This window comes from Mesorhizobium sp. WSM4830, from assembly GCF_055811495.1.
This window is the reverse complement of record NZ_JBVVQI010000008.1, coordinates 93,243-110,329: the sequence shown is the minus strand read 5'-3', so window position 1 is coordinate 110,329 and position 17,087 is coordinate 93,243. Positions and strand designations below refer to the sequence as shown.

20 protein-coding genes are annotated in these 17,087 nt (G+C 63.8%); 9 read left to right on the top strand and 11 right to left on the bottom strand.

The window, feature by feature from the left end; translation table 11 throughout:
- Window positions 1-136 precede the first annotated feature (136 nt).
- Window positions 137-634 (top strand): MaoC family dehydratase, encoded by a 498-nt coding sequence (locus AC0L2Y_RS13040; protein ID WP_292664992.1) that lies wholly within the window; start codon window positions 137-139, stop codon window positions 632-634.
- A 30-nt stretch (window positions 635-664) separates the two neighbouring features.
- Here AC0L2Y_RS13040 and AC0L2Y_RS13035 read toward each other — a convergent pair whose 3' ends face one another.
- Entirely contained in the window at window positions 665-2,068 is a 1,404-nt protein-coding gene (locus AC0L2Y_RS13035; protein WP_473556612.1) for an aminotransferase-like domain-containing protein, read from the bottom strand.
- 105 nt (window positions 2,069-2,173) lie between these two features.
- Between AC0L2Y_RS13035 and AC0L2Y_RS13030 the strand changes: the two genes are divergently transcribed.
- Window positions 2,174-3,067: a DMT family transporter gene (locus tag AC0L2Y_RS13030; protein WP_473556610.1), complete on the top strand. Its 894-nt coding sequence runs from the start codon at window positions 2,174-2,176 to the stop codon at window positions 3,065-3,067.
- A 42-nt stretch (window positions 3,068-3,109) separates the two neighbouring features.
- On the opposite strand, the gene AC0L2Y_RS13025 is transcribed toward AC0L2Y_RS13030, so the two are convergent.
- Window positions 3,110-4,570: an MFS transporter gene (locus AC0L2Y_RS13025; protein WP_473556608.1), complete on the bottom strand. Its 1,461-nt coding sequence runs from the start codon at window positions 4,568-4,570 to the stop codon at window positions 3,110-3,112.
- Between the two features lie 140 nt (window positions 4,571-4,710).
- Here AC0L2Y_RS13025 and AC0L2Y_RS13020 point away from each other — a divergent pair, with 140 nt between their 5' ends.
- Entirely contained in the window at window positions 4,711-5,604 is an 894-nt protein-coding gene (locus AC0L2Y_RS13020; protein WP_473556809.1) for a LysR family transcriptional regulator, read from the top strand.
- Window positions 5,605-5,623: 19 nt separating this feature from the next.
- Here the strand turns inward: AC0L2Y_RS13020 and AC0L2Y_RS13015 are convergent, their stop codons facing one another.
- Genes AC0L2Y_RS13015 through AC0L2Y_RS13000 form a run of 4 tightly spaced genes read right to left on the bottom strand, consistent with a single transcriptional unit; the run spans window position 5,624 to window position 8,548 of the window.
- A complete protein-coding gene (locus AC0L2Y_RS13015; RefSeq protein ID WP_473556606.1) occupies window positions 5,624-6,664 on the bottom strand; it encodes a zinc-dependent alcohol dehydrogenase family protein in 1,041 nt (346 codons plus the stop codon).
- Window positions 6,665-6,724: 60 nt separating this feature from the next.
- Window positions 6,725-7,201 (bottom strand): DUF4262 domain-containing protein, encoded by a 477-nt coding sequence (locus AC0L2Y_RS13010; protein WP_352505803.1) that lies wholly within the window; start codon window positions 7,199-7,201, stop codon window positions 6,725-6,727.
- The gene (gene maiA / locus AC0L2Y_RS13005; protein WP_473556604.1) at window positions 7,191-7,841 is read right to left on the bottom strand and encodes a maleylacetoacetate isomerase; all 651 of its coding nucleotides are present in this window, start codon (window positions 7,839-7,841) and stop codon (window positions 7,191-7,193) included. The genes AC0L2Y_RS13010 and maiA overlap by 11 nt, the downstream gene beginning before the upstream one ends.
- Window positions 7,838-8,548 (bottom strand): fumarylacetoacetate hydrolase family protein, encoded by a 711-nt coding sequence (locus tag AC0L2Y_RS13000; protein WP_473556601.1) that lies wholly within the window; start codon window positions 8,546-8,548, stop codon window positions 7,838-7,840. The genes maiA and AC0L2Y_RS13000 overlap by 4 nt, the downstream gene beginning before the upstream one ends.
- 370 nt (window positions 8,549-8,918) lie before the next feature.
- On the opposite strand from AC0L2Y_RS13000, the gene AC0L2Y_RS12995 reads away from it, so the two are divergent.
- Window positions 8,919-9,941: an acyltransferase family protein gene (locus AC0L2Y_RS12995; RefSeq protein WP_473556599.1), complete on the top strand. Its 1,023-nt coding sequence runs from the start codon at window positions 8,919-8,921 to the stop codon at window positions 9,939-9,941.
- A gap of 19 nt (window positions 9,942-9,960) precedes the next feature.
- Here the strand turns inward: AC0L2Y_RS12995 and AC0L2Y_RS12990 are convergent, their stop codons facing one another.
- On the bottom strand, window positions 9,961-10,458 hold the full coding sequence (locus AC0L2Y_RS12990) for a GNAT family N-acetyltransferase (RefSeq protein WP_473556597.1): 498 nt from the start codon (window positions 10,456-10,458) through the stop codon (window positions 9,961-9,963).
- Between the two features lie 23 nt (window positions 10,459-10,481).
- Window positions 10,482-11,246 (bottom strand): copper homeostasis protein CutC, encoded by a 765-nt coding sequence (locus tag AC0L2Y_RS12985; protein WP_473556596.1) that lies wholly within the window; start codon window positions 11,244-11,246, stop codon window positions 10,482-10,484.
- 242 nt (window positions 11,247-11,488) lie between these two features.
- Here AC0L2Y_RS12985 and AC0L2Y_RS12980 point away from each other — a divergent pair, with 242 nt between their 5' ends.
- Window positions 11,489-11,944, top strand: coding sequence for a carboxymuconolactone decarboxylase family protein (locus AC0L2Y_RS12980; RefSeq protein ID WP_352490641.1), 456 nt, complete (start codon window positions 11,489-11,491; stop codon window positions 11,942-11,944).
- A gap of 26 nt (window positions 11,945-11,970) precedes the next feature.
- On the opposite strand, the gene AC0L2Y_RS12975 is transcribed toward AC0L2Y_RS12980, so the two are convergent.
- Complete coding sequence (locus AC0L2Y_RS12975; RefSeq protein ID WP_473556593.1) at window positions 11,971-12,879, bottom strand: LysR family transcriptional regulator; 909 nt, start codon at window positions 12,877-12,879, stop codon at window positions 11,971-11,973.
- A gap of 128 nt (window positions 12,880-13,007) precedes the next feature.
- Here AC0L2Y_RS12975 and AC0L2Y_RS12970 point away from each other — a divergent pair, with 128 nt between their 5' ends.
- The 4 genes from AC0L2Y_RS12970 to AC0L2Y_RS12955 all read left to right on the top strand — a co-directional run bounded on the left by AC0L2Y_RS12970 (window position 13,008) and on the right by AC0L2Y_RS12955 (window position 15,682).
- Window positions 13,008-13,511 (top strand): nuclear transport factor 2 family protein, encoded by a 504-nt coding sequence (locus AC0L2Y_RS12970; RefSeq protein ID WP_473556591.1) that lies wholly within the window; start codon window positions 13,008-13,010, stop codon window positions 13,509-13,511.
- A gap of 59 nt (window positions 13,512-13,570) precedes the next feature.
- Window positions 13,571-14,554, top strand: a complete 984-nt coding sequence (locus tag AC0L2Y_RS12965; RefSeq protein ID WP_473556589.1) for an alpha/beta hydrolase — start codon at window positions 13,571-13,573, stop codon at window positions 14,552-14,554.
- Window positions 14,551-15,105, top strand: coding sequence for a nuclear transport factor 2 family protein (locus AC0L2Y_RS12960; RefSeq protein ID WP_473556587.1), 555 nt, complete (start codon window positions 14,551-14,553; stop codon window positions 15,103-15,105). Before AC0L2Y_RS12965 ends, AC0L2Y_RS12960 begins: the two co-directional genes overlap by 4 nt.
- Window positions 15,106-15,235: 130 nt before the next feature.
- Window positions 15,236-15,682 carry a nuclear transport factor 2 family protein gene (locus AC0L2Y_RS12955; protein ID WP_473556585.1) on the top strand — a complete coding sequence of 149 codons (447 nt, stop codon included), beginning with the start codon at window positions 15,236-15,238 and terminating at the stop codon, window positions 15,680-15,682.
- Between the two features lie 55 nt (window positions 15,683-15,737).
- Here AC0L2Y_RS12955 and AC0L2Y_RS12950 read toward each other — a convergent pair whose 3' ends face one another.
- Both AC0L2Y_RS12950 and AC0L2Y_RS12945 read right to left on the bottom strand, forming a co-directional pair.
- Window positions 15,738-16,169, bottom strand: a complete 432-nt coding sequence (locus tag AC0L2Y_RS12950; protein WP_352454539.1) for a cupin domain-containing protein — start codon at window positions 16,167-16,169, stop codon at window positions 15,738-15,740.
- A gap of 71 nt (window positions 16,170-16,240) precedes the next feature.
- Complete coding sequence (locus AC0L2Y_RS12945) at window positions 16,241-17,071, bottom strand: AraC family transcriptional regulator (RefSeq protein ID WP_473556583.1); 831 nt, start codon at window positions 17,069-17,071, stop codon at window positions 16,241-16,243.
- Window positions 17,072-17,087 lie beyond the last annotated feature (16 nt).

Sequence of the window (17,087 nt, the reverse complement as noted above, 5' to 3'; positions counted from 1 at the left end):
TGTTCCCCAGCAGCACGCTTGCCGGCGGCGAAGACCGGCGGTTCGCGGCCGAAGAATATGCGCTGGAATCGCACTGGCGAATTGACAGGGGCGGCCCGTCGTGGTCCGGAACAGGCAAGCGATCGGGAAAGCAGGAATGACGCAGATACGGCCGAGGACGCCGCCGACCTTCGAGCAACTCAGGGCGATGGCCGGGCAGGAGTTGGGCGTCTCGGACTGGACGCTGGTCGATCAGCACCGCATCGACCAGTTTGCCGAATGCACTGGCGATCATCAATGGATCCATGTCGATCCCGAGCGGGCGAAGCGGCAAAGCCCGTTCCGCACCACGATCGCGCATGGCTATCTGACCCTGTCGATCATCGGCGCGCTGGCGCTCGAGATGGGGATCGTGCCCGAAAACACGCAGGCCGCCTTCAACTACGGTTTCGACAAAGTGCGTTTCGTGGCGCCGGTCAGGGTCGGCTCGCGAATCAGGCTGCGCACCACGCTGTTGTCGATGGAAGACAAAGGTCCGGGGCAGTATCTGATGAAGGCCGCCAATACGGTCGAGATCGAAGGCGAGCAGAGGCCGGCGCTGACCGCCGAGACGCTCGTCATGCTTTATGCGCGCCGCAAGCGAGCCGGCACCTGAGAGTTCAGCCTCGGGTGCGCGGCGGCGCAATCAATGCGACATTGCGTCTTCAAGCGCCCTGAAAATCCGGTCGTCTCCTGATTGGGCGACGTTGAAGCGCATGTAACGACTGGCTGACCGGGACAGGCTGAACGCATTGCCGGGTGCAAGCACGACATTGGCCGACAGGGCATGGCGGGCGACATCCGCGGCATCTATCCCCTCCGGCAGCCTGCACCATAAGAACATGCCGGCCGGCTGATCTATCCATGGCACGATGCCGATTGCCCTGAGGCGGGTGCTGGTTTCTTCCATGGCGCGCGAGAGCCGCGCGCGCAGCAGATCGACGTGCTTGCGATAGAGGCCGTCCTTCAGCAGCGTCAGCACCAGTTCGGATGTAAGCCGACCGCTGCCAAACGACGTGGCGATCTTGAGATCGGTCAATCCTTCTATCCAGTCGCGAGGAGCTGCGATGAAGCCGCAGCGCACCGATGCCGACAGCGTCTTGGAAAAGCTTCCGATATGGATGACCCGGCTGAGGCCGTCGAAGGCAGCCAGCCTGGGCGCCGGCGTGTGTTCGAAATCGGCGAAGATATCGTCCTCGATGATCGTCAGCCCCGACTGGTCGGCGAGCTTCAGCACCCGATGGGCAACGACCGGGGACAATATGGCGCCGGTCGGATTGTGGAGCGCCGAATTGGTGATGTAGAGGCGCGGCCGATGTTCGTTCAGTGCCTGCGCGAACAACTCGATGTCCGGACCCGAGCGCGTGTAGGGGACGCTGATCACCTTGGCCCGATGGGCGCGCAACAGGGCATGGAAGTTGAAATAGCAGGGATCGTCGACCAATACCGTGTCACCCGGTTCGAGCAGGAACCGGCACAGCAGGTCGATCGCCTGGGTTCCCGACTCCGTCAGCATGATCTGGTCCGGAGAGGCTTCGATGCCGTGCTCGGCCATGTGCCGTGCCAGCAGGTGGCGTAGCGCCGGCAAGCCGAGCGGCGTGCCGTAATCGGTCAGCGCGGCATCGTCGGCGCGGGCCACCGTCCGCAATGCCCGGCGCAATCCAGCCTCGGGCATCCATGACGCCGGCAACCAGCCGCAACCCGGTTTCAGGACGCCATCGCCGGCTTCCAGCGATTGGCGCGAGACCCAGAGTGGGTCGACAGCACGGTCAAGCCTGGGGCCGATCTCGGCCAGCGACAGCGGAGCCAACGGTCCGGCGGCATAGAAACCAGAGCCCGGCCGCGAGCGGATCATGCCTTCCGCCGCTAGACGCTCATAGGCTTCGACCACGGTGGATTTGGAAACCTGCATGGCCTTGGCGAAAGCCCGGATCGAAGGCAGCCGCATTCCCGGTGTCAGGCTGCGCGCGGCGATCCTGTGCCTGATCGTCGCCATGACGCTTTCGACAAGCGTCCGGCTGCCCTCATCTGTTGTCGTCTGCTCGTCCATCCGTACTGCTCGCCCTACCATGACGGTTTTGTCAAACTGTAACCGATTGTCTCTGGCGGAGCCATACGCCCGGCCCGATAGAGGGCGAAAACGAGCGGGGCATCGATGGACAAGGCGGCAAGTGGCCGGGCGGCGAGTGGCTGGGCGGCGAGTGGCTGGGTCAACGGGTTCATAGGCGTGCTGATCTTCAGCGGTTCGCTTCCGGCGACGCGCGTGGCGGTGATGGATTTCGATCCGGTGTTCGTAACGGTCGCCCGTGCGGCTTCGGCGGGCATCCTCGGCCTGGCGCTGCTGCTTCTCTTTCGCCAGAAGCGCCCGGAGCGGCGAGATCTGTTCCCGCTGGCGATCGTGGCGCTTGGCGTCGTGGTCGGCTTTCCCCTGCTGACGGCGCTGGCGCTCAAACACATCAATTCGGCTCACTCGATCATTTTCGTCGGCCTGTTGCCGTTGGCGACCGCGATCTTCGGCGTGGTTCGAGGCGGTGATCGCCCGAAGCCGGCGTTCTGGCTGTTCTCGTGCCTCGGCAGCGCCCTTGTCGCCGGTTTTGCGGTCACGCAAGGCCTGTCGGTCTCGCCGCTCGGCGACATCTTGATGCTGGCCGCCATTATCGTGTGCGGATTGGGCTATGCCGAAGGAGCGGCGCTGTCGCGCAAGCTCGGCGGTTGGCAGGTGATCTCGTGGGCGCTGGTGCTGTCGCTGCCGGTCATGCTGGCGCTGACGTTCATCACCATGCCGCCGTCGCTCGAAAGTGCCGGCACGGGCGCCTGGATTGGCCTGGCCTATGTTTCGCTGTTCAGCATGCTGATCGGTTTCGTGTTCTGGTATCGCGGCCTGGCGCAAGGCGGCATCGCCGCGGTCGGGCAGTTGCAATTACTGCAGCCCTTCTTCGGCCTGGGGCTGGCGGCAGCGCTGCTGCATGAGCAGGTCAGTCCCGCCATGGTCGCCGTCACCGCCGCTGTCGTGCTTTGCGTCGTCGGTGCCAAGAGATATGCGAGATAGGTGCGCCAGCTGCCGGAGTTGCATGCGAACCGGGTGGAATCCTCAAGGATGCTTGGCAACGATATCTGTTCGCCCGGCAGTGGTGCGGGCTGAAAATATCGCAAGGATCAGCGCCGCCACGACCAGGGCCGTCGCGACCTGGAAAGTGACCTGCATCCCGCGTGCGGCTGCCGCAGATGCCAATATCTGCTGACCGGTGCCTTCGCTTCCGCCAGCCGATGCGAACGCAAACACCGCGCCCATCACCGACGCACCGGTGATCAGGCCGAGATTGCGCGACAGATTGAGCAGGCCGGAGACGACGCCGCGCTGGTCGGATGCCACACCGGTCATCACGGCCGAATTGTTGGAGGTCTGAAACAGGCTGTAGCCGGTGCAGACGACGATGATTGGTACGACATAACCGGCAATGCCGAATTCCGCCCGCGACAGAGCAATAGTACCAATGGCGAGATCGAGCAGGCCAATGATCATCATCCGGTGCGCCCCGAAACGATCGACCAGCCGTCCGGCCGGCAGCGCCGCCAGTGCGGTAACCAGAGGGCCGGTCGACAGAACCAGCCCGACCATGGCTGCGTCCAGCCCAAGCGCGCGCGACAGATAGAATGGCGCGACCACCAGCGTCGCCATCATCACGGTGGCGACGATCAGGCTCATGACGAGGCCTGCGTTTAACGCCTGGTCGCGGAACCTCGCAGGTTGGATCAAAGGGTTCTCAGCCCTCGTCTGCGCAATGACGAACAGCAGGCCACCCACGGCGGCGGCAATCAGCAAGCCGACATTGAGAGAACCAAAACTGCCGCGCCCAAGGGTCATGGCGAGCGCATAGGCGGCGAGCGTCAGCGCGAGCAAAGCCGTGCCGATCCCGTCGAAACCGCGCCGATCCGGTTCCGATGTCTTTTTTCCGGCCGGCAGGACGCGCCAGGCGAGCGCGAAGGCCAGCGCTCCCAACGGCAGATTGATGAGGAAGATCGCTCGCCAGCCGAGGCCGGCGATCAGCAGTCCGCCAAGCGAGGGACCAAGCGTAGTGCCGATCGCCGACATGGCGCCGAGCAGGCCCATGGCGCTGCCGGTTTTTCCCCGGGGAACCGTGTCCGCGACAAAGGCCAGCGTCAGAGCCATCATGACGGCCGCGCCGAGCCCCTGTGCCGCCCGTGCGGCGATCAGCAGCCAGAGCGTCGGCGCGAGCCCGCAAAGCACGGATGCAAAGGTGAACACGGCAATGCCGCCGAGCAACAGCGGGCGGCGGCCGAATATATCGGCGAGCCGCCCGGCGCTGACAATCAAGGTGGTGATGGCGAGCAGATAGGCCAGGACGACCCATTGGACGAGCTGGAACGATGAGCCGAACGCCTGCATCAGCGATGGCAGCCCAACGCTGGCGATGCTGGTGGCGAGCGACGACAGCAGCGTTGAAAGCGACAGGCTTGCCAATGCCCATCGGGTCGAGCGGGCGCTCACCGGGGCAACTTCGTCCCAGGTCTTTTCAGCGGTCGATGCCACGGTGAACTCCTTTGCCGGCAAGCCCCAAATCGGAGCTGCCGGACGCTATTCCCTCGCATGATGTGGCGGAAGGCGCAGCGTTTGCATCTTATTCGTGCATGAAACGCCACATCGCGGCCGAGCTGTGCTACGGTTCTTCCATGTCGTCGCCCGATCTCAATCTGCTTGTCGCCCTCGATGTGCTGCTGAGCGAGGGCAGTGTGGCGCGCGCGGCCGGGCGGCTGCGCCTCAGTCCCTCGGCGATGAGCCGGACGCTGGCGCGGTTGCGCCAGGCGACAGGCGACCCATTGCTGGTCCGGGCCGGCCGTGGCCTGGTTGCGACACCCCGCGCACTGGAATTGCAGCAACAGGTAGGCCGCGTCGTTCAGGACGCGGAGGCGCTGCTGCGTCCTGCCAGGCTTCTCGACCTCTCTGCTCTCGACAAGGTCTTCACGCTGCGCGCCAACGAAAGTTTCGTCGAGGAGTTCGCACCGCGTCTTGTCGCCCGCATCGAAGCGGACGCGCCCGGCGTGCGGCTGCGTTTTGCGCCGAAATCCGACAAGAACGACATGTCGTTGCGTGACGCGGCGGTTGATCTCGAAATCGGGGTTGCCAGTGAAACGAGCCCTGAAATGCGCATTCAGGCGCTGTTTCGCGACCGCTTCATCGGTGCGGTGCGAACGGGCCATAGACTGAGCGAGGGCCTTGTGACGCCGGAACGCTATGCGGCCGGCCGCCACATCAGCGTTTCGCGGCGTGGCCGCGAAAAGGGCCCGATCGACGAGGCTTTGAAACTGCTGGGTCTCCAGCGGACGATTGTATGCATGGTTTCCAGCTTCTCGGCCACGCTCGCCATGGCGCGCGCCTCCGATCTGATCGCCAGCGTCCCCGAACGGCACACGCTGGGCGCGCGCGCAGGCATGTACAGCTTCCCGTTGCCAGTCGATATCGAGGAGGTCACCATTTCGATGCTGTGGCATCCGCGGCTTGATGCCGATCCGGCACAGCGCTGGCTGCGAGCCTGCGTGCGGGAGGTCTGTGCGTCGTTTTGCTGATCCAGACTCGGGGCGTGATCTAGAATCTGGTCACCACGCCGATGCCGATGCCTTCGAAGCCGCCCATCGCCATCAATGCGGCCGGCGCTTCCTCGAGGCTGATCTTCTTGCCGACCAGGAGTTCGGGTTTGAGCTTGCCGGTGCGGATCATCTCCATCATAGCCTGGTAACGAAACGCCTGCATGCCGTGGCTGCCGCGGATTTCGAGCTCGAAGGCGATCACCTTGTCCATCGGAATCTGCGGCCTGGCATGGTCGCCGAGCATCAGGCCGACCTGCACGTGGCGGCCGCGCCGGCGCAGGTTTGCGATCGAGTTGAACGAGGTACTGGGGTGGCCGAGCGCGTCCATCGACATATGCGCGCCGCCATTGGTGATCTGCTTGACCGCCTTGACCACGTTCGGCGTCTTTGCCGCATTGATCGTCGCCACCGCGCCGATCTTTTTGGCGAAGTCCAGCTTCTCGTCGGTGAGGTCGATGGCGACGACATTGGCGCCCATGGCGCTGGCGATCATGATCGCCGACAGGCCGACGCCGCCGCAGCCATGCACGGCAACCCATTCGCCGGGGGTCACCCGGCCTTGATCGACGATGGCGCGGAACGAGGTGACGAAGCGGCAGCCGAGGCTGGCGGCGGTGGCGAATTCCATCTCGTCGGGCAAGCGCACGAGATTGGTGTCGGCATGGTCGATGGCGACATATTCGGCGAACGAGCCCCAAGCGCTGAAGCCGGGCTGGAACTGATGTTCGCAGACCTGGTGGTTGCCCGACGTGCATTCGAAGCAGCGGCCGCAGCCGACGGCAAACGGCACGGTAACGCGCTCGCCGCCCTTCCAGCGGGTCACCCGGCTGCCTGCGGATACCACGACGCCGGCCAGTTCGTGGCCCGGCACATGCGGCAGGCGGATACCGTCGTCGTGGCCCATCCAGCCATGCCAGTCGCTGCGGCAGAGGCCACTCGCCTCGACCTTGATGACGACGCCTTCCGGTGAAGGCGTCGGATCCGGCACGGTCTGGATCGTCGGCGTTTCGCCGAATTTTTCGAAAACGACGGCTTTCATGACAAGGCTTTCACAAGTTTCAATTCAATAACGGCGCATTCGTCAGGCGGCTGTTCGGAGTTAGCTTGATGCCGGCGGCGTGTCGAGAAGCGGTTGCCGCTTTCGAAACCACTCGCTCGCTTCAGTATCCCACGGCCAGATGCCTTCGGTCGTAGGATAGATAAGCTGCATAACCCGGAAGCCCAGGCCGTCGTAGAACCAGATATCCCAACCGAAATGTTCAGGGTAGTGCTCCACATGGACCGAGCCGAACTGACAGTCGAAGCCGCCTATGAAACCAGACGATCGCTGCCCGATGCGGAAAATCTCGCCGTTGCACACCCGTCTGCAGTATTGGTTGATGACAGACTGGGAAAGCTCTGGCTTCAGCCCGACAACGACCAGTTCAGGAGCATTGAAATTGTGCTCTATCCCCACCGAGTAGCTGAAAGGCGGATGCTCGCCTTCTTCCAGCACATACAGAATGTGGCAGCCATATTCTTCGATGTCGGCGAGCGTTTTCGCTTCATCTGGATCTTTGGCTTCTCTATTCGGCATCGATCTGGTTCTCCGGCGCGGCCTTCTGGAACGCCGGCAGCGCCATGCAGGCGGCATTGATGCGCGAGATCGTCGGGTAGGGCGTCATGTCGACGCCGAAGCGGGCATTGCTGGTGACCTGTGCGATCAGGCAGATGTCGGCCAGCCCAGGCGTGTCGCCATGGCAGAATGTCTTGGTCTCGGGCGAGGAAGCCAGAATCTTTTCAAGCGGCTGGAAGCCTTCGTTGACCCAGTGCCGGAACCAGTTGACGACATCCTGATCGCTGGCGCCGAACAGTGTACGAAGCGAGGTTAGCACGCGCAGATTGTTCACCGGATGGATGTCGCAGGCGATCATCTGCGCCAGCATTCTGACGCGGGCGCGGCCAGGCGCATCCTTGGGCAGCAGCGGCGGCTCGGGCGTGGTCTCGTCGAGATATTCGATGATCGCCAGCGATTGCGTCAGCAGCGTGCCATCGCTGAAGACCAGCGCCGGCACCAGCCCTTGCGGATTGACCGCGAGGTAGGCGGGCTCCCGATGTTCGCCATGGCGCAAATGATGCGGCACGTACTCGTAGGCCAGGCCCTTCATCTCCAGCGCGATCCGCACCCGGTAAGAGGTCGAGGAGCGGTAGTAGTTATGGAGGACGATGTCGCTCATCGGATCGGTTGGCCGATGGTCAGTTCGATTTCGCCGATGCCGTCGACGCCACCGGTGATCTTTTCGCCCGGCCCAACGGCGCCGACGCCAGCCGGTGTTCCGGTGAAGATCAGGTCGCCCGGCCGGAGTTCTACCGCCTCGCTGCAAATCGAGACGATGTCGGGAACCGGCCAGATCAGTTCGGCGAGATCGCCGTCCTGCCTGATTTCGCCGTTGACCGCGAGCCAGATGCGGCCCTTGTCGGGATGACCGGATTTTTGCGCCGGGACCAGCAGGCCGCAGGGCGCGGAACGGTCGAAGGCTTTCGACCAGTCCCACGGCCTTGCCGCCGTTTTCGCCTCGTCCTGAAGGTCGCGGCGGGTCAGGTCGACGCCGACGCCGTAGCCCCAGACATGGTCCAGCGCGCGCTCGCGCGGGATGCGAAAGCCGGCTCTGCCGATCGCGACGACCAGCTCGATTTCGTGATGCAGGTTTTGGGTCAGCGGCGGGTAGGGGATCGTCGTGCCCGAACCGACTGCCGCATCGACCACTGCGTCGCCCGGTTTGGTGAAGAAGAAGGGAGGGTCGCGCTCGTCATTGCCGAGCTCGCGGGCATGGGCGGCGTAGTTGCGGCCGACGCAGAAAATCCGGCGCACCGCAAAACGCTCCGGCGAGCCGGCCACGGCCACCGACGGGGTTGCGGGCAGGGGGAGGACGAAGCCGGTCATGCACTGTCTCTGTTCAGTGGATCTGTCCGCGGCACATTCGGCCGATTTGGACAAACGGGCAAGGCATTGGATGGCGGAAGAGCAGGCCTGCCGCGCGGCGCCGCGGAAATCGTGAGTACATTCTGCGTTAGCCAGCCAGGATGGCAATGTACTATTTGGCAATCAGCTGGCCATGGCGCGCAGCGCCTGCCGCCAACGCCTGAGACTACCGACCGTTGGTTTTGGGAAGGGGCTCGACGACGCTTCTGTCCGTCCCCGTACTTCGGACGTGTCGTTATCTCGCACTTGCACAAAGTTCTGGTGCACTGCAATATAGCTGGAGGAATGCGGCCTCCAGCCCGCCTTTCGCAGGTTCAATGAAGGGACCGGCATGACGGATATTTCCGCGACGCGTCTTGTCGTGTCCAGGCCTGTCGCCGACAGCTCGGCAAGAACCAGGCTTGCCTATCTCGACGGCTGGCGCGGCCTATCGATCGCGCTGGTGCTGATCGGCCATTTCTTCCCCGTTCCCGGCATCAATCTCGGCGTCCTGGGCGTCGAATTCTTCTTCGTGCTCAGCGGCCGGCTGATGGCCGAGATCCTGTTTGTCGAACACTATCCGCTGAAGAAGTTCTTCAAGCGCCGGTTCTCCCGCATCTATCCGGCACTGCTGGTTTTTGTCGTTGCCGCGATGGTTGCCCTGTCCGGCACGTTCATCGCCTTCAAGTGGAAGGCGGCGCTGACGGCGTTGACGTTCACCTACAACTATGCCGGAATTCTCGTCACCCGCGCCGGCGCGCTCGACCATATCTGGTCGCTCTGCGTCGAAGAGCATGCCTATATCATCCTGGCGCTGATCAGCGTCGTCGTCTCGGGGCGGTCCCGGGTCATCGTGTTGCTGGGCGCATTGTCGGTGCTGGCCATGGCAAACGGCGCCATCTCCTACTGGGCGCTCGCAATAGGCTACGAGGGCACCTATTGGCGCACCGACGTGCACATCGCCTCGATCCTGCTGTCGGCGGTGATATGCCTGCTCAAGGCCGACGACAGGCTGCCGGCGCTGCTCAAGGGGCCGCATGTCGCCCTGGCGGCCTCGGTCGTGGCTGTGCTCCTTTTCATGGCTGCCGTGCCAACCCCCATCCACTATCTGGTCGCGGTGCCGCTGCTGGCGTTCGCCGTCAACTCGCTCGACTTCAGCAGCCGGTACCTGACCGGGTTTCTATCCTCCTGGCCGATTACGATGCTGGGGCTGTGGTCGTATTCGCTCTATCTTTGGCAGCAGCCCTTTTATCAATTCGTCGACATAAAAGGCAGTTCGCCGTGGCTGATGCTGGCGGCGGTGTTCGCTTGCGCGCTGTGCAGCTACTACATCATCGAAAAGCCGGCCCGCTCCTGGCTGAACCGCAATTGGTAGGGCGAACAGCGCCCGCAGTTTAGCCGGCGATCCGCCTTGCATAATACCGTACCGCCTTCTTGCCGCCGTGGATTACCGCGTCGCCCACTTCCACAAAGCCGAGTGCGGCATGGAAGGCGTCTGAAGCCGGATTGGGTGGCTCGGCATTGACCTCGCAGGTGACGATCGCCTGGCCCGCGCGTGACGCCTGGTCGAACAAATCCTCGTAGAGCCGGCGGGCATGGCCGCGCCCGCGCGCTGCGGCGGCGACCACGACGCGATCGACATAGACGAACCGCGGGTAGCGCTCGCGAAACCACAGAAAGTTCGGGCTGTCGTAGCTCGCATCCTGGTCGAAGGTCAGGATGAAGGCTTCGAGCGCACCGATGCGGCGCGTGTAAAACGCTTCGCCGAGCAGGAAGGACAGGCGCTCTGGTTCGAGCCACGACAATTCCGCCGCATGCTCGTTGTTGAGCGCAAGGATGGCGGGCTCATCCTGCGGCGAGACCCGTTCGATCGGCAAATGCGTTTCGATCATTCTTTTTGTTCGATCTTCCAGCATCATGTCCGGGCAGCGGCGATGGTCGCCGCCACCATCGCCTCGTCGGTCACGGAGTTGCGGTATTCGCGGTCGAGGTCGGTGCCGCCCATGCCGACTTTCGGGTTGCGGTAACGCATGGCGCTCGGCACGTCCTTGAGCGCGGCGAAGTGCATTTCGCTCAACCCGGTTTTCCTCCGCACCTTGCCGATGTTCTCAGGATCAAGCCCGCCGCAGCCGAGGATGATGATGCGGTCGCCGGCCTGCCTGACAAGATCGGCGAGCAGGTCCGCGCCTTCCAGTGCCGTGTCGCGCTGGCCGCTGGTCAGCACGCGGCCGACCTTGCAGCGGATCAGCGTCTCCAGCGCCTCTGTCGGGTCGCGGGTCATGTCGAAGGCGCGGTGGCAGGCGACGTTCAAGCTTCCCGCAGCCTTAACCAATTCGCTCATGCGCTGTTCGTCGATCGTGCCGTCGGCAGCGAGGCAGCCGATAACGACACCGGCGACGCCGAGCTCGGCAAGTGCGCCGACATCGGCGAGCATCGAACGATATTCGGCTTCGCTATAGAGAAAATCGCCGCCGCGCGGTCGCACAATCACGTGGAACGGGATCGTCGCCAGCTCGAGTGCCGTGCGCACCGTGCCGAAGCTCGGTGTGATGCCGCCTTCGATCAGGCTGGCACAGAGCTCGACACGGTCGGCACCGGCGGCTTGCGCGGCCAGCAGGCCGTCTATGCCTTCGACGCAGATCTCGATCAGTGGCAGGCGAGGGCGTTCGGTCTCGGTCATGGGCGATCCGTCGATGATTTCAGCTGGCCAGCGGTAGCATCGGGCATGGTGCGATGAAAGCCGGAACTGTTGGCTCAACACGCGACAGGGCCGCCGGCGGCCCTCCGATTTTGCCGCTTGACACATCCATAACCATTCAGCTATATGACGACTCATAACTGGCGAGTTATTGATTGATTAACAGCGCCGCCGACCGACAGCTGAAATGTGCGGCCTGCAAAAACACGCCTAAGGAGACCATCATGCAAGCTCGATTGAAAAACCCGGTGATGCTCATTCCCGGTGCCCTGCAGGCGCTGCTGGCGCTGGACAAGTCGACGGAAACGGCTGACCTGTCTTATGTGACGCGCAAGCTCGTCCATTTGCGCGCCAGCCAGATCAACGGATGCAGCCTCTGCGTCGATATGCATGCGCGCGAATTGAAGAAGGCCGGCGAAAAGGACGAGCGCGTCTTCACCGTGTCCGCCTGGCGGGAAACACCTTACTTCACGGATGCCGAGCGCGCCGCGCTGGCGCTGACCGAGGCGGCAACCCGGTTGGCCGACCGCCCGGATCCGGTGCCGGACGCGGTCTGGGACGAGGCAGCCCGGCACTACGATGAAAAGGCGCTTGCCGCCCTGGTCGTCCAGATTGCCCTGATCAACGCATTCAACCGGGTCAACGCAACCACCAGGCAGATGGTCGGTGCCTGGGGCTGAACGGGGCTGGGTTCTCGAAAGCCACATCAGATCCGCAGCTTGTGCGAATTCGCGCGCACGAAGTCGATGAAGGTCCGCAGCTTCGGCGGTACCAGGCGGCGGCTGGGATAGTAGAGATGAAGCGGTTCGTAAGCTGGACAGAAAGGCTCCAGCACCTTGACCAGCGCGCCTGACGCGAGAAGCGGCGCGGCGAGGCCCTCGACCACGAAGGCGAGGCCAAGCCCCTGCGCGGCGGCGGTGATGCACAGTGGAAGCGTGTTCACGACCAGACATGCGTCCGGCGTGAATGCGACTTCGCGTCCATCCACGGTGAACTCCCAGGGCGAAATCGTGCGGGTCCGGGTGAGGGCGAATGCGATGCAGCGATGTGCGGCGAGGTCGGCCGGCCGCTTCGGTGTGCCGTTGCGCGCCAGATAGTCGGGGCTGCCCACCACGACCATCTGCAGTGGCCCGCCCAGGCGCACGGCAATCATATCTTTCTCGAGAAGCTCGCCGATGCGCAGGCCGGCGTCGAAGCCCTCGGCGGCGATGTCGACGAAGCTGTCGTCGAAAATCAGACTAAGCCGCACTTCGGGATAAGCATCCATGAACGGCCGCATCAGTGGTTCGATCAGCAGCGGGGCGGCGATCCAGGGCAGGCTGAGGCGCAGCGTGCCGGCGGGACGGTCGCGAGCTTCGCGCAGTGCCGCACCAGCCGCCCGGATATCCTCGGCTGCCGGGCGCACATGATCGAGGTATTGGGCACCGGCTTCGGTCAAGCCAACGCTGCGGGTCGTGCGGTTGAGCAGCCGCACCCCCAGACGCTCCTCGAGCCCCTTGACCGCCTCGCTCAACGAGGCCGGAGCGACGCCGAGCTCGGCCGCGGCGCGGGTGAAGCTTTTGGCCTCCGCAACTTTGACGAAGGCGACGATGCCGCTGAACTGGTCGAGGCGCATTGTAAGGTTTTTCCAAATAGCCCTGTCGAACTCTACTGGTTTTTCCGGTGAACAAAAGGCGTCATGTTGGGTCCGACGAACGGATCTCGCTATTGCGAGGACCCGAACGGGGCAAGGAGACAGGACCGATGACCAGGCTCGCTTTACTCGCCACCGGCGCTCTTCTGGCGGTGTCTGCCGCCCCGGCGGACGCCGGGCCGCTGGAGGACAGCAATATCCAGCTCATCAAGGACTATTACGCAGCTTACGCGACCGGCAATCCCGAGGCCGTGCGGTCCTTCCTCGCGCCCGACATCGTGTGGCGCATTCCCGGCCATCATCCGCTCGCCGGCGACAAGCGCGGGCCGGACGAGGTGGTCGCCTTTTTCCGCGGCCTGGCCGAGGGCAAATTCAAGGCCGAACCGATCTTCTTCCAGGCGCAGGGCAACCTCGTCGTCGACGTCCATCGCGGCTGGTCGAATGTCGGCTCAGGTCCCGAGATTGACCAGTTCTACGCGCTGATGTTCCGCATCAAGGACGGCAAGATCGCCGAGGCACAGAATTTTTTGACCGACATGTACCAGTCGGACGCCTTCTACTGGGCACATTACCCGCTGAAGCCACTGCCCGGCCGACTGGCTGGCGAGCGCTGAGACGGCGGTCTTTCTCGCAACGCGCCGCGCTTCTCACTCCAAGCCAAAGGAGACTTGCGATGCTTAAAACCCTGACCCTTGCCGTAGCAACCACCGCCGCGCTCGCCGCCTCCAATGCCGTCGCCGCGCCGCGCGTCGAGCGCGTCACATTCTCCTCGCATGGTGAGCAGCTCGTCGGCGAGCTCTATCTGCCGGAGGATCTGGACGCGGCGAAACCTCGACCCGCGCTGGTTGTCACAGGCGCCTGGATGACGGTGAAGGAACAGATGCCGGCCCGCTACGCCCGCGAGATGGCCGATCGTGGCTTCGTCGCCGTGACCTTCGACTTTCGTGGGTGGGGCGAAAGCGGCGGCATACGCCGCCAGTACGAGGATCCTAATGCCAAGACCGCCGACATCGAAGCGGCGGTCGCCTGTCTCGCGAGCCGGCCCGAGGCCGACAAGGAGCACATCGGCGGGCTCGGCATTTGCGCCAGCTCCGGCTACATGGTCACTGCCGCCGCCGAAGATACCGCGATCAAGTCGGTCGCCCTCGTTGCGCCCTGGTTGCAGGATGCCGAAGTGGTCGAGCAGACCTATGGCGGCGTGGACGGCGTCGCCAGGCTTGAGGCCACAGGCGACGCGGCCGAGGCCGCGTATCGCCGCACCGGCAGACAGGCGTTCCTGCCGGCCGCCAGCCTGACCGATGAGCGCGCAATCATGTTCAAGGTGCCTTATTACACCGAACTCGATCGCGGCATGATCCCGGCCTGGCGCAACGAGGCCGATCCGGCCTTTTGGCGCGGCTGGCTGAGGTTCGACGCCATCCAGGCTGCCCCGCGGCTGCGTCAACCCTTTCTGATGGTGCATAGCGAGGCTGCCGCCATTCCGCAGGGTGCGCACAAGTTTTACGCGCGGCTGACCAGTCCCAAACAGGAGTTGTGGCTCGACAACGTCACCCAGTTCGATTTCTACGATCGTGCCGCTCCGGTGAAGGCCGCAAGCGACGCCGTCGCCGCGCACTTCCGCGCGACACTGGGCAGTGCGGGGGAGGCGGGACAATGAGCTTCGTCACTCGCCGGCATATCCTGGTCTCAGCGGTTTCCGCTGCGACGGTTTCCGCCGTCTCGGCGCCCACGTCGAGCGCATCGGGAGATGCGCTGACGGTCGAAGACAGGATCGCGATCGCCGAGGCAGTGGGCGGGATCGGCCTCTATGCCGATCTGCGTGAGTGGAACCGGGTCAGATCCTATCTCGCGGCCCGTGTCACGACCGACTATACCAGCCTCTTCGGCGGCGAAGCCGCGACCAGCGGCCGCGACGCGCTGATCGCGCAGTGGCAAGGACTGCTGCCGGGCTTCGACGCCACCCAGCACCTCATCACCAACACCACCGTCGAAGGCGCGGCCAATGACGCGGTTGCACGCAGCCATGTCCGCGCCGCCCACTGGATCGACGGCCGGTTCTGGACGGTCGGCGGCAGCTATCTCCACCGGCTGGTGCGGACGCCGGAAGGCTGGCGCGTCAAGGTAATCTCCATCCGCCGCTTGTACGAAGAGGGGGATCGTGCCGTGCTGGCCGCCGCTGCCGACCGGGTAAAGGCGGAGGCCAAATGAGTATTCGGGTTTGCGCCTGCCCAGTCGCGCGGCGAGGTTGCCCGGAGCATCGGCAACGTGAATATTTGATCGAAATGTCGGGCAGGCTTGGCGCATGCGGCATTAGTGCCGCCAACCGCGGAGACAGGACATGACCCTTTCATTGCAGGAGGTTTCGGATCGGCTCGAGATCGAACAGCTGCTTGTTCGCTATTGCTACGCTGTGGACGATCGCGACTGGGAAGCCTATCGGAAAATATTCACGCCCGATGCCGTGCTTGACGACACTGTAACAGGTGGAATCAGGAGCAGTGTGGATGAGCATGTTGCTTACATGAAAGGCGCCCTTTCGAAGATATTGATCTCGCAGCACGCCATTTCGACAATCCTTCTGGATCTCCGAGCGGATGAGGCCAGCGCGCGCGTCCATTGTTCATGCCCGATGGTGGTCGACCTCGGCGAAGGCAAAAGGCAGGTCTTCTTCCAGGGGCTCTGGTATCGCGACCGCGTCGTACGCACGTCCGAGGGCTGGCGCATAAGTGAACTTGTCGAGGAAGGCTATTGGAATCACAATTTGCCGGAGGGGTTCGCGTTCTGACGTCTGTTACGCGCTGTGCTGGATCCGCCACGGACGCCGATTTCAGACGTGGCAGCTACTGGCGCAACACCGTGTTCTTGGTGCCTTCTTCGACCTGGTCGATGACCAGCAGCTTGACCGGATCGGCGCCGACATTGGTCGCCTGATGCCATTGTCCGATCATCTCGATGATGAAATCACCTGTTTGATAGGTGTTGCTCTTGCCGGTCTCGACGTTGGTGACCTGAAGCGTGCCGGCCTCGACATAGGCATAGCGCGGAAACGGATGCTTGTGGACCGGCAAGGTTGCGCCCGGCGCGATCTGATAGGCCGAGACCAGGACCTGCACGTTCTTCTGGGGCAGCGTAATCGGCTGGCCGGACGCGGTCTCGGTGCGAGAGGCAAGCGGGGTCACGACAACCGGCGTCCCGCTGGCATCCAGCGCCTGGGCAGCCGTTGCGGATAGAACTGCCGCGAGCAGCAGCGTCGATGCCAAGATTTTTCGCATGATTCCCCCCCGAACTACGTCAGCATTGCGCAGCAAGCATTGGCGCGCAAGCTTGTCTGTTCAGGAACGCCTTATCCCGCTCTTCTGAACATACCTGGCGTCATGCCATGCATGGCCCGGAACGTACGGGAAAGATGGCTCTGGTCGGCGAAACCTGCCGCGATAGCGGCGTCGGCGAGGCCAGATCCCCGTTCGATCAGCGCGCTCGCCCGGCGCAATCGCCGGTCCCGGATATAGGCCGCCGGCGTCAGGCCGATCGCCTTGTTGAAGTCGCGGATGACCTGGAACCGGGTCACGCCAGCCGCACCGGCAAGCCGCTCGAGGTCGAGCTGCGAGCCAAGCTCGCTTTCGACGAGGTCGCGATAGAGCGAAAACCTCCGCTGCGATCCGGAGCTTTCGAGCTCCTCGGGGCGCCCGTTCCAATCGCCATGCCGAATGATCAGCCGTCGCAGCGCCACGAGCAGGGACGTCTCGGCCGTCATTGTGTCCGGGGATGTCGAGCCCTGGTGTGCTGCCATCAATGCCGCGGCGAGACTGCTGTCTTCGACCGTCGCGCGCGAAAACACCGGAGCGCCGTCGCGGCCGAGTTCGCGGGCAAGCGCGGTCATCAGCGGCACCGAAGGATAAAACGTCCGGTAGGCCCAGCCTTCGTCCGCGCCGCGTTCGCCGTCATGCCACTCCTCTGGATTAACGACGGCAATGGCGCCTGCCGGAGCGAGAACGCTTTGGCGGCCGATGCGAATGCGCTCGCAGCCGGAGGTGATCAGGGCGATCACATAGGTCGGGTGCGTGTGCAGTTCGTAGCGGTGCCGGGTGAAGCGCGCCTTAAACAGGCCAAGGTCGGGGAAGCACGGATGGCGCCAGTATTTCCCGGTCTCTGCCGCTTCGTTTGTCCTTGCCATGGTCAATCCGGTTCAA